General features: G+C 61.0%; 1 pseudogene. It reads right to left on the bottom strand.

What is annotated here, in order from left to right:
• A pseudogene (locus ACODTY_RS24180) lies at nt 1–397 on the bottom strand (ornithine cyclodeaminase family protein); the annotation flags it as partial.

Below are 397 nucleotides of genomic sequence, written 5' to 3'. Positions count from 1 at the left end.
CTGTTCCACTTCGTCCGCGAACACCGTCGCCGACGCAACTAGGGCAGCCTCGACTTCCTGCTTGCCCTTCGTGTCCGTCCCCATGCACGCGATGTGGCTTCCGGGTCGAACCTGCGACGCTTTGAGTATCGGTCGAAACGAGGACGTGATGGTGATGATGACGTCACCTTCAGCTCCGAGCCTGTCCAGATCAACAGCCTCAAACGGCAGCCCCCGTTCGGAGGCCACGGCCTGCAGCCGATCCAACAATTCCGGCTGGATGTTCCAGCCGACCACCCGCTGAAAGTCGCGCTGCATCAATGCAGCGCGCAGCTGGAAAGTGGACTGGTGGCCGGCACCGATAATGCCCAACACCTTGGCATCTTGCCGGGCGAGATGCTTGATCGATATCGCGGAT

This window comes from Mesorhizobium sp. FG116, assembly GCF_057809835.1.
Note: the sequence above shows the minus strand (reverse complement) of the source record. Positions and strands in the feature narration are given on the sequence as shown.